6 protein-coding genes, 1 tRNA gene and 1 pseudogene are annotated in these 9,688 nt (G+C 72.6%); 5 read left to right on the top strand and 3 right to left on the bottom strand.

Going from position 1 to position 9,688, the window contains the following annotated elements; translation table 11 throughout:
* Positions 1–449 precede the first annotated feature (449 nt).
* The 3 genes from UO65_RS37570 to UO65_RS24855 form a co-directional block, all read right to left on the bottom strand.
* Positions 450–1,595, bottom strand: coding sequence for a DUF371 domain-containing protein (locus UO65_RS37570; RefSeq protein ID WP_035286892.1), 1,146 nt, complete (start codon positions 1,593–1,595; stop codon positions 450–452).
* Positions 1,576–2,439: a 16S rRNA (cytidine(1402)-2'-O)-methyltransferase gene (gene rsmI / locus UO65_RS24860; protein WP_035286889.1), complete on the bottom strand. Its 864-nt coding sequence runs from the start codon at positions 2,437–2,439 to the stop codon at positions 1,576–1,578. Before rsmI ends, UO65_RS37570 begins: the two co-directional genes overlap by 20 nt.
* Positions 2,440–2,770: 331 nt before the next feature.
* Positions 2,771–2,843: transfer RNA gene (locus UO65_RS24855), tRNA-Arg, on the bottom strand.
* Positions 2,844–3,083: 240 nt separating this feature from the next.
* Between UO65_RS24855 and UO65_RS24850 the strand changes: the two genes are divergently transcribed.
* From UO65_RS24850 to UO65_RS37565, 5 genes and pseudogenes are all read left to right on the top strand, one after another.
* Positions 3,084–5,087, top strand: a complete 2,004-nt coding sequence (locus UO65_RS24850; protein WP_052021737.1) for a cytochrome c oxidase assembly protein — start codon at positions 3,084–3,086, stop codon at positions 5,085–5,087.
* Positions 5,088–5,190: 103 nt separating this feature from the next.
* Positions 5,191–5,559: a single-stranded DNA-binding protein gene (locus UO65_RS24845; RefSeq protein ID WP_052021736.1), complete on the top strand. Its 369-nt coding sequence runs from the start codon at positions 5,191–5,193 to the stop codon at positions 5,557–5,559.
* 64 nt (positions 5,560–5,623) lie between these two features.
* Positions 5,624–5,881 (top strand): DUF7218 family protein, encoded by a 258-nt coding sequence (locus UO65_RS24840; protein ID WP_035286885.1) that lies wholly within the window; start codon positions 5,624–5,626, stop codon positions 5,879–5,881.
* Positions 5,882–5,963: 82 nt separating this feature from the next.
* Complete coding sequence (gene ettA, locus UO65_RS24835; protein WP_035286882.1) at positions 5,964–7,640, top strand: energy-dependent translational throttle protein EttA; 1,677 nt, start codon at positions 5,964–5,966, stop codon at positions 7,638–7,640.
* A pseudogene (locus tag UO65_RS37565) lies at positions 7,641–9,688 on the top strand (hypothetical protein); the annotation flags it as partial. It abuts the gene before it with no gap.

Raw genomic sequence — 9,688 nt, 5'->3', positions numbered from 1 at the left:
TGTGGTCAATCCCGGTCTTGGTTGAGGCGCGGCACCAGGTCGTGGACCTGCTTGTGTGACCAGTGCCGTTGAGATCGCCGTTCGCCACCTTGTGGGCCCGCAGGCTCAACTCTTCCCGCGACAGGCTGGAGATCTTGGTGTCGACTGGTGTGGTCAATCCCGGTTCTGGTTGAGGCGCGGCACCGGGTTGCAGGCCCGTTTGCGTGACCAGTGCCGTTGAGATCGCCGTTCGCCACCTTGTGGACTCGTAGGTTCAACTCTTCCCACGATCGGCTGGAGGTCCTGGCGCTGCCTGGTGTGGTCAACCTCGGTTTCGCTTGAGGCGCAGCACCAAGTCGTGGGCCTGCTTGCGCGATCAGCGCCGCTGAGATGGCCGCCCTTGCCATCTCGTGGACCCGCAGGCTCAACTCTTCCCGACCGGCTGGAGGTTCTGGCGCTTCCTGGTGTGGTCAACCCCGGTCTTGGTTGAGGCGCAGCACCAGGTCGTAGGCCTGCTTGCGCGACCAGCCCGGCTGGCCCGCCAGCGCCTTCACGATCGTCGTCGGCGACACCGACTGCGCCAGCAGTGCCGTGACCAGGCCCTCGGAGACCGCCGGGCCGTCGGAGACCACCTCGTCGGCCACCGGGTCCAGCGCGCACAGCACGTCCCCGCGCACCACCAGCTCGCGCACCCGCTCCACCGGCCCCCACACCGGCCGCTCGGCCGACTCCGAGCCCGCGTCGGCGCCCACCACCGCCGCCGTCCGCGTCCCCACCGCCTTGACCACGTCGTCGAGCACGCGCGCCAACCCCGCCCCCGGTGTCCGGAACACCACCGCCGACGCCCGGTGCGCCCCCGCCGACCGCACCACCTCGCGCCTACCCGGCGCCCCCACCACCAACACCGGCGCCCACCGCGGCGACACCGCTGCGACGGCCAGCTCCGGCGGCAGCCCCAACACCTCCACCACCGGCCGCTCCGCCCACGACAGCACCTCCGCGGCGAACGGGTGCGGACCCTCCGAAGTGGACACGGCGAGCACGCGGCCGTTGTCCCGCAAAACCTCCGCCGCGTCCGCCGCCCGGGACAGGCCGGACAGCAGGGCCCGCGCGCCGTCGTCCTCCGCGACCACCGCGTCCGCCGCCGCCCGCTCGGCCGCCAGTCGCGCCGGGTCGCCCGCGCGGAACCGGACCAACCGGCCCACCTCGGCCACGTCGCGCTCGACCACCACGTCCACCTCGACCCCCGGGTCCGCCAGGGCCAGGGCCAGGTCGCGGGGCAGATCGCGGGCGGTCAGGTCCGCGTCGGTGGCCAGGGTGGTGGGCAGGCGGGCGCCGCTGCGGCGGACCACCGCCGAGTCGCCGGGGCGCCAGGCCGAGTTCGCCAGCGCCCGCACGGTGACCCGGTGCCCGCCCGCGCTGACGGTGATCCGCACCGGCCCGGCGACGGCGGGCGGCACCGGCCCGACGACGGTCGCCGCCACCCCCAGCACGCACGTCGCCCGGCCGGTGATGTCGGTGTCGACGGCGAACTCCAGGGTCCGGTCGTGCGTCGCCCGGATCTCCGCGTGGCCGCGGCACCGCAGCCGCAGCAGCTCAGCCCCGGGTGCGCTCAACGGACTGCACCCGGTCGTAGACCCAGTTCCGCGGCAGGCCGGTGACCTCGCGGATGACGTCGCTGGCGAAGCGGGAGGTGGCGCCGTGGCCGATCATGGCCGTGGCCAGCTTGCCCGCCAGTTCCTTCGCGCTGTCGTCGTCGCCCTCGTCCCTGCCCGCCAGGACCACGGTGAACTGCCCGCGGACGGGGTCCTCCGCCGCCAGCGCGGCGACGACCCCGGACAGGGGGCCGCGCAGGAACTCCTCGTCGGCCTTGGTCAGGTTCCGCGCCGCCGCGACCTGGCGGTCACCCAGGGTGTCCGCCATGTCGCGGAGGGTCTCCAGCATCCGGTGCGGGGCCTCGAAGAAGATCAGCGTCGCCGCGGTGTCGGCCAGGTCAGCCAGCGCGGCCCGGCGGGCGGCGGCCTTGCGCGGCAGGAACCCGACGTACTGGAACCGGTGCACCGGCAGCCCGGACCCGATCAGCGCGGTCACCGGCGCACTCGCCCCCGGCAGCGGCCGCACCCGCACCCCCGCGTCGATCGCGGCGGCCACCAGCCGGTACCCGGGGTCGTTGACCAGCGGCGTCCCCGCGTCGGACACCACCGCCACGTCGTCACCGGCGAGCAGCATCTCCAGCAACTGCCTGCCGCGGGACTCCTCGTTGTGCTCGTGGTAGCTCAGCAGCCGGGCGGTGACCCCCAGCGGCCGGATCAGGCTCAGCGTGTTGCGGGTGTCCTCGCAGGCCACCGCCGCGACCGAGGTGAGCACGGCCACCGCCCGGGCGGTGATGTCGTCCGGGTCACCGATCGGGGTCGGCACCAGGTACAGCGTGCCCAGGTCGGGGTCGACGTCGGGGCGCACGGACCCTCCTCGTCCTCGGTGGTCGGCGGTGCCCGAACCGTACCGCCCACCCGGAACCGGCCTCGGTCCCCCCGACCGGGTGAAGACGAGCAGCGGTGACCGGGCGCCACCCCACCGACCACAGCGGACGGCGGGTCCTCGCGGCCGCCGCCGACACACCGCTCGGTGCCCACGAACACTCAGCGCCGCCTCGACCTCGACCAAGCTGGAGGTCGCCCGCGCACCGCGGTCGGGAAGCGCTCCGCGGCTCGGGCGGATGCGCGGACCGAAGGCGTGGCGAGGGGGAGATCACTACCTGATCGGGTGAATCTCCCCCTGAGCCGCGCACGAGTGCCCCTGGCAGGACTCGAACCTGCGGCCAAGAGCTTAGAAGGCTCCTGCTCTATCCGCTGAGCTACAGGGGCGCGGGGGGCGGACTGCCGAGGGAGCACAGTAGTCCGTTCCCCCTGTGTGATCGCCGGAGACGGTCCTCGCGTTTCGGGTTCGGCCGCATCGGTTGGGGCGCCGGCGTTCGGCGTACGCCGCGAGCAGCCGATCGCGGGGCTGGTACGGCGCGGTTGCAGCAACCGGCGTCGTCGTCCGGTGGCCGTGCCTCCGGTGGGTCGTGACATGGCGATTAGGCTCGGATCGTGGCTGTCGACGGTGTGACTGGACGTGAGGCGTCCGCTCCGGTGCGTGGCACCGGGAGCGTGCTGGCGCTGCTCCTCGTCGGGGGGTTGCTCGCGGCGGTCATCGCCGTGGTGCTGCTCACGCTGACCGGTGGGACCACCACCGAGTTGCCGGGGCTGCCGAAGCCGGACCCGTTCACCGAGTACGCGCTCACGATCGTCCGGGTGATCACCGAGACCGGGTCCGTGGTCACCGTCGGCGGGCTGCTGTTCGCCGCCTTCCTCGTGCCGCCGCAGAAGTCCGGGACGCTGGACGTCGGGGGTTACGGGGCGTTGCGGATGGCGGGCTGGGGCGCGGCCGTGTGGTTCCTGGGCGCGCTGCTGTCGACCCCGCTGACCGCCGCCGACGCCGTCGGGACCAGCGTGTTCGACGTGCTGCGCTCCGACGTGCTGCTCAACCTGGTCGGCACCCTGGAGCAGGCCAAGGCCTGGCTGTTCACCGCCGGGTTCGCCCTGGTCGTGCTGGTCGGCACCCGGATCGCGCTGAGCTGGGGGTGGACCGCCGCCCTGTTCGCCATCGCCGTCGTCGGGATCGCGCCGGTCGCGGTCACCGGGCACTCCTCCAGCGGCGGCCAGCACGACGTCGCCACCAACAGCCTGCTGTTCCACCTGGTCGCGGCCGCGGTCTGGGTGGGCGGGCTGATCGCCCTGCTCGCGCACGGCCGCCGCCGCGCCGAGCACCTGGGGCTCGCCGCCTCCCGGTTCTCCAGGGTCGCCCTGGTCTGCTGGGTCGTGATGGCGCTGTCCGGGGTGGTCAACGCCCTGGTCCGGTTGCCGCTGGGTGACCTGCTCACCTCCGGCTACGGGCTGCTGGTGCTGGCCAAGCTGGTCCTCCTCCTCGCCCTCGGCGTGTTCGGGTACTTCCAGCGCGAGCGCGGCGTCCGGGCCGTCGTCGAGCACGGGAGCCGGGGCGCGCTGGTCCGCCTCGCCGGGGTCGAGGTGCTGGTCATGCTGGTGACCATCGGGGTCGCCGCTGCCCTCGCCCGGACCCCGCCCCCCGAGGGCGCCTCCGTGCAGCCCGGTCGCACCGAACTCCAACTCGGCTACCCGCTGGACGAGCCCCCGACCGCGCTGCGGCTCGTCTTCGACTGGCGCTTCGACCTGGTCTTCGGCACCGCCGCGCTGGTCATGGCCGCCCTCTACCTGCGCGGCTTCCTGCGGCTGCGCAAGCGCGGCATCACCTGGCCCGCGGGCAGGCTGGTGGCCTGGCTGGCAGGCTGCTTCGTCATCCTGTTCGCCACGTCCTCGGGCTTCGGGCGCTACTCCCCGGCCATGTTCAGCGTGCACATGGAGACGCACATGATGCTCTCCATGCTGGCACCGGTGCTGCTCGTGTTGGGCGCGCCGGTCACCCTGGCGATGCGCGCGCTGCCGCCCGCGGGCCGGGACAACCCGCCCGGCCCCCGGGAGTGGCTGCTCGCCGCCGTGCACTCCCCGGTGTCGCGCCTGCTGACCAACCCCATCGTGGCCCTGGTGCTGTTCGTGGGTTCCTTCTACGGCCTCTACCTCTCCGGTCTGTTCGACTCGGCTGTGGAGGAGCACTGGGCGCACCTGGTCATGAACGCCCACTTCCTCGTCGTCGGCTACGTCTTCTACTGGCCGGTCATCGGCGTCGACCCGGCCCCGCGCAGGCTCCCGCACCTGGGCAGGCTGGGCCTGGTCTTCGCCTCCATGCCCTTCCACGCCTTCTTCGGCGTGATCCTGATGAGCACGCAGACCGTGGTGGGCCAGCGCTTCTACCAGTCACTCGGCCTCCCCTGGAACACCGACCTCGCCGCCGACCAGCGGCTCGGCGGCGGCATCGCCTGGGCCTCCGGGGAGATCCCGCTGCTGTTGGTCCTCATCGCCCTCCTCGTGCAGTGGTCCCGGTCCGACGACCGGGAAGCGCGCCGGTCCGACCGCCGGGTCGACGACGGCGACTCCGACGAACTCGACGCCTACAACGCCATGCTCCGCCAAATGGCGGACAAGCGTCAGTAGTTGTCCACAACCCCCTGAACCATCCACAGGTCCGGAACCGGCCTGGATTCCCCCTCGCCCGCCCGGCACCGTTGGTCCCACACGACCGGAACGGAGGCCGAAGGTGAACGAGACGATGGTGACCATGACCGGCTGGGTGGCGGGGGAGATCACCCAGCGGCGCTTCGAGGGCGACTCGCAGGTGACCCGCTTCCGCATGGTGAGCCAGGAACGCCGCTACGACCCGGAGACCAAGGACTGGGTCGACGGGCACAGCATCTTCGTCGACGTGCAGTGCTGGGACCGCTTCGGCGAGAACGTGGCCGCGGACCTCAAGCGCGGCGACCCGGTGCTCGTCCACGGCAGGCTGCGCTGCCGCGAGTTCGAGCACGAGGGCGTCCAGCGCGTCGCACTGGAGGTCCGGGCGACGGCCGTGGGGCGCAACCTGCGCTTCGCCGCCCGACCCGACGTGCCGCTGCCCCTCGCCGCCTGAGGGGGGTGTTTGTGCTGATGGCGAGCCGGGCACCCCAACGGCACCCGATGAACGGAGGAGACCGGTGCCGAACCCCAGCATCAAGGACGAGAAGACCTACGAGGCACTCCGCGACAAGGGCGAGTCCAAGGAGAAGGCGGCCAGGATCGCCAACGCCTCCGCCGCCCGAGGCAAGGGCTCGGTGTCGGCGAAGGGCGGCAAATCCGGTTCGTACGAGGACTGGACCGTCGACGACCTGCGCCACCGCGCGGCCGAGATCGGGATCGACGGCCGCTCGTCGATGTCCAAGGACGAACTGGTCAAGGCACTGCGCGACCACTGAGGGAAGTTCGCATTCGGCCGCGGCCGGGAAATCCCCCCGGTCGCGGTCGAGCCGCCCGGCCGACCACTCTACGATCGCTGCCATGGCCGAGTTCATCTACACCATGAAGAAGGTGCGCAAGGCGCACGGGGACAAGGTCATCCTTGATGACGTCACCATCCAGTTCCTCCCGGGCGCGAAGATCGGGGTGGTGGGCCCCAACGGCGCGGGCAAGTCCAGCGTGCTGAAGATCATGGCGGGACTGGACCAGCCCAACAACGGCGAGGCGTTCCTCTCGCCCGGCTACACCGTCGGCATCCTGCAGCAGGAACCCCCGCTGAACGAGGAGAAGACGGTCCTGGGCAACGTCCAGGAGGCGGTCGGCGAGGTCAAGGCCAAGCTCGACCGGTACAACGAGATCGCCGAGCTGATGGCCACCGACTACTCCGACGAACTCATGGAGGAGATGGGCTCGCTGCAGGAGGAGTTGGACCACGCCGACGCGTGGGACCTCGACTCGCAGTTGGAGCAGGCCATGGATGCCCTGCGCTGCCCCCCGCCGGACGCCGAGGTCACCCACCTCTCCGGTGGTGAGCGCCGCCGAGTCGCGCTGTGCAAGCTGCTGCTCTCCAAGCCCGACCTGCTGCTGCTCGACGAGCCCACCAACCACCTCGACGCCGAGAGCGTGCTCTGGCTCGAACAGCACCTCTCCCAGTACCAGGGCGCCGTCCTGGCGGTCACCCACGACCGGTACTTCCTCGACAACCTGGCCGAGTGGATTCTCGAGATCGACCGCGGCCGCACCTACCCCTACGAGGGCAACTACTCCACCTACCTGGAGAAGAAGGCCGAGCGGCTCGCGGTCCAGGGCAAGAAGGACCAGAAGCTGCAGAAGCGCCTCAAGGACGAGCTGGCCTGGGTCCGCTCGAACGCCAAGGCGCGCCAGACCAAGTCCCGCTCCCGCCTGGAGCGCTACGAGGAGATGGCGGCGGAGGCCGAGAAGACGAGGAAGCTCGATTTCGAGGAGATCCAGATCCCCCCGGGCCCCCGCCTGGGCAGCATCGTGGTCGATGTCGAGAAGCTGAAGAAGGGCTTCGACGGCCGCGTGCTGATCGACGGCCTGTCCTTCGACCTGCCGCGCAACGGCATCATCGGCGTCATCGGCCCCAACGGCGTCGGCAAGACCACCCTGTTCAAGACGATCGTCGGCCTGGAGAAGCCGGACGACGGCACGGTGAAGGTCGGCGAGACGGTCCTGCTGTCCTACGTCGACCAGAACCGGGCGAACATCGACCCGAAGAAGACCGTGTTCGAGACCGTCTCCGGCGGCCTCGACTACATCAAGGTCGGCCTCGTCGAGATGCCCTCCCGCGCCTACGTCAGCGCGTTCGGCTTCAAGGGCCCGGACCAGCAGAAACCCGCGGGCGTGCTCTCCGGTGGCGAGCGCAACCGGCTGAACCTGGCGCTGACCCTCAAGCAGGGCGGGAACCTGATCCTGCTCGACGAGCCCACGAACGACCTCGACGTGGAGACCCTGGGCTCGCTGGAGAACGCGCTGGAGCAGTTCCCCGGCTGCGCGGTGGTCATCTCCCACGACCGGTGGTTCCTCGACCGGACCTGCACCCACATCCTCGCGTGGGAGGGCACGGAGGAGAACCCGTCGAAGTGGTTCTGGTTCGAGGGCAACTTCGAGGGCTACGAGAAGAACAAGGTCGAGCGGCTGGGCGCCGACGCGGCCCGCCCGCACCGGGTCACCCACCGCAAGCTGACCCGCGACTAGGTGGGGACCGGCGACGTGGCGGCCTGGAACGAGTTGACCGCGACGGTCGGCGCGGCCGAGTGCGCGGCACTCGTGGACGTGGCCGACCGCCTGCGGTGGAGCGCACCCGAACTGGCGGTCCAGTTCGCGGCGCGCGCGCTCGCCGGGTCCGCCGACGCCGCCACCCGCACCCGGGCGCAGGCCGTGCTGGGCACCGCGTTCGTCCACCTCGGTCGCCCGGCCGAGGCGGTCGAACCGGGCCTGGCGGCGCTGCGCGCGCTCACCGGCGGCGGCCTGGTCGAACGGGCCGCCGCGGTGCGCACCGCCCTGGCCGCCGCGGCCAGGGCCCTCGGCGACCCGCTGGTGGGCGCCGAACTGCTCCGGCCCGTGCTCGCCGCGGCGTCGGTGCGCCAGGCGACCCGGGCACTGGCGCTCGGCGAGCTGGTCGCCTGCACAACCCACGTCGGCGGCCGCGACGACCTCGAGGACGTGCTCGCCGAGGCCGACCGGCTGCTGGCCGCCGACGAGGGGCTCAGCCAGGACGGCCGCCGCCTGGACCGCGCCTTACTGGCCGCCGAGGCAGCGGCCTACCACCGCCGCCACGGCGACACCGAGGCGGCGGCCGAGTCCGCCCGCGACGGCCTCTCCCTGCTGAACCGCATGGTGGACAAGCAGATCGAGGGCGGCCGCGCCCGCGCCAGGCTCACCCTGGAACTGGTCTGCGCCCTCCTCGACGACGGCGGCGCGGACGAGGCGGTGGACGCCGCCGCACCCGCCCTGGCCGAGCCGCTCCGCGCCACCTCCGCCCCGGCCCTGGGCAGGCTCCGCCTCGCCCTGGCCACCCGCGTCCACCTCCCCGCGGGCCGCGCCAGAACCGGCCGAGCCCTGCTGTTCGAGGTCGTCCGCACCGCCGAACGCCACCACCTCGACTCCCTGCTCGGCGACGCCTGGACCCTCCTCGCCAACGCCGAGGAGGAGGCCGCCCACCCCGCGGAGGCCCTGCACGCCCTGCGCTCCGCCCGCGCCGCGGAGTACCGCCACCTCACCACGGCCGAATCCGCCCGCACCCTCCTCGCCACCGAGGTCGGCACCGCCACCCCCGACCCCACCCGCGCCACCTCCCTCCTCCACGACGCGGTGGTCCGCCCGCCGAGCCACACCCCGCCGGACACGAGGACAGCGCCCCCGCCCGCCCCGGACCTGCCCGGCACCGCCCCGGACCCCCACCCGAACCGGGCACACCGCTCCACCGCCACCCCGAAACCGCGACCATCCGCACAGCCCCCGGCCACCGTCACGCCTTCGGCCACAGCGGCTCCACACCCGGCCGCACCGGATTTCCACTCAGTCGTGCAGGGGCCGCATCCAGCCACGCCGGACGCATATCCGGTTGCGCCGGTTTCGCACCCGATCGCGCCCGGAACCGCCTCCCCGGCCCCGGTTTCGCACTCCGTCGCGCCCGGACCGGCGTTCCCGGCGCCGGTTCCACACCCAGCCGCGTCGGATTCCCGGTCGACGGTGTCGGAATCGCAGTCGGGTGCACCGGATCTGCTGATCACCGCGCCGGGTTCGCCGTCCACCTCGCCGCCCGCGCCGCCGTCCGCCGCTGCCCACCCGGCCGCTGCGGCGAACCAGCCCGCCACCGACTCGTCGCCCTCGCCGCCGGACGAGAGCGACTACTCCGCCACCCTGGTCCGCGTCGCCCCCCGGGGGTTCGTCGACCCGGTCGACCCACCCGAGGACGCCCTGCCGATCGGCGGCGAGGCCCTGCTGAACGCCCTGGCAGGCCACGTCCGGGCCCTCGCCCCCGACGACGCCGAGTTCATCCGCTCCGACCAGGGCGAGTTCGCCGTCCTCCTACCCAACACCCCCCAGGACGAAGCCGAACGCCTGGCTGCCACCATCCGCGCCACCACCGACGGCGACTGGCTGCCCGGCCACCCCAACCACGGCATCGGCATCACCACCGGCGTCGCCACCCGCCCCGGCACCCCCGAAGGCCCGCGCGACGGCATCGAAGACCTCCTCCTCGCCGCCCGCGACGCCCTCACCGCCCTGACCACCACCCC

Source organism: Actinokineospora spheciospongiae (assembly GCF_000564855.1).
GTDB lineage: Bacteria > Actinomycetota > Actinomycetes > Mycobacteriales > Pseudonocardiaceae > Actinokineospora > Actinokineospora spheciospongiae.
This window is presented reverse-complemented; position numbering and strand designations above follow the sequence as displayed.